The sequence below is a fragment of the Frankia sp. R82 genome (genome assembly GCF_023716925.1).
Lineage (GTDB): Bacteria > Actinomycetota > Actinomycetes > Frankiales > Frankiaceae > Frankia.
In genome coordinates this window covers 1-1,406 of sequence record NZ_JAMQQG010000157.1, presented here as the reverse complement: position 1 = coordinate 1,406, position 1,406 = coordinate 1, and the positions used below count along the sequence as shown (strand labels likewise).

Here is a 1,406-nt window from a genome sequence, read left to right as displayed (position 1 = left end):
CGGGTCTGTCCAGGTAATGGTGTAACTGTGGTGAATCGGACTACTTGCGGCCAGCGGTGAGTCGCCCGTCGAAGGCGACGTCGAAGGCGTTCAGAGCGCCCTTCCAGCGGATGACCCAGCGCTTGCGGCCCTGCCCGGTGGGGTCGAGGCTCATGACCGCCAGGTAGATGCACTTCAGCGCGGCGGTCTCGTTCGGGAAGTGTCCGCGGGCGCGGACGGCGCGGCGGATCCGGGCGTTGACGCTCTCGATGGCGTTGGTCGAGCAGATCACCCGGCGGATCTCCGCGTCGAAGGCCAGGAACGGGGTGAACTCCGCCCAGGCGTTCTCCCACAACCGCACAATCGCCGGGTACCTGGTGCCCCAGGCCTCGGCGAACTCCAGCCACCGTTCGGTCGCGGCGGCCTCGGTCGGGGCGGTGTAGACCGGCCGCAGAGCCTTCGCGACCGCGTCCCAGTCCTGCCGGGCGGCGTAGCGGAAACTGTTACGCAGCAGGTGGATCACGCAGGTTTGCACCACGGTGCGGGGCCAGACCTGCTCGATCGCGTCGGGCAGGCCCTTCAGCCCGTCGCAGACGGCCATGAGCACGTCCTCGACGCCGCGGTTGCGCAGCTCGGTGCAGACCTGCAACCAGAACTTCGCTCCCTCGCCGCCGTCCCCGACCCACAGGCCGAGGATGTCGCGGGTACCCTCGGCGGTCACGGCCAGGGCGACGTAGACCGGCCGGTTCGCGACCTTCCCGTCCCGGATCTTGACGTTGATCGCGTCGAGGAACACCACCGGATACACCGAGTCCAGAGGCCGGTTCTGCCACTCGATCATGCCATCCATCACCTTCTCGGTGATCGTGGAGATCGTCTGCTTCGAGACCTGCGCGCCGTACACCTCGGCCAGATGCGCGGAGATCTCCCCGGTCGTCAGCCCCTTGGCGGACAGGGACAGCACCAGGTCCTCGACCCCGGACAGCCGCCGCTGCCGCTTACGCACGATGGCCGGCTCGAACGACCCCGCCCGGTCCCGCGGCACATCGATCTCGACCGGTCCCACGTCGGTGAGCACGGTCTTGGACCGGGTGCCGTTGCGGGAGTTCCCGCTGTTCGCTCCGGCCGGATCGTGCCGGTCGTAGCCGAGGTGCTCGGTGAGTTCTCCGTCGAGCGCGGACTCCAGCACGATCTTCGTGAGCTGTGCGAGCAGCCCGCCCTCGCCGGAGAGCTGCACGCCCTGCTCGCGGGCCTGGGCCACCAGCTGCGTGACGAGAGCGGGGTCCAGTCCCGCCGGTGTCGCCTTCGAGATACGGGACCGGTCGACAGGCTCCTGGGTAGACACCTCGGCAGTGTCCGCCATGTCAGTCATGATCGTCATCGGGTGTTCTCCCTGATCAGGGTCACACCGTTACTCGTACAGTCCC

Annotated in this window: 1 protein-coding gene; it reads right to left on the bottom strand. The window is 68.1% G+C overall.

Translation table 11 applies throughout. The features are described from left to right. Positions 1-40: 40 nt before the first annotated feature. Positions 41-1,342: an IS256 family transposase gene (locus ND747_RS16335; protein WP_251734468.1), complete on the bottom strand. Its 1,302-nt coding sequence runs from the start codon at positions 1,340-1,342 to the stop codon at positions 41-43. Positions 1,343-1,406: the final 64 nt, after the last annotated feature.

Coding starts and splice junctions, on each gene's coding strand:
- ND747_RS16335 (WP_251734468.1), bottom strand. CDS start 1,342: ATGGCGGACACTGCCGAGGTGTCTACCCAGGAGCCTGTCGACCGGTCC.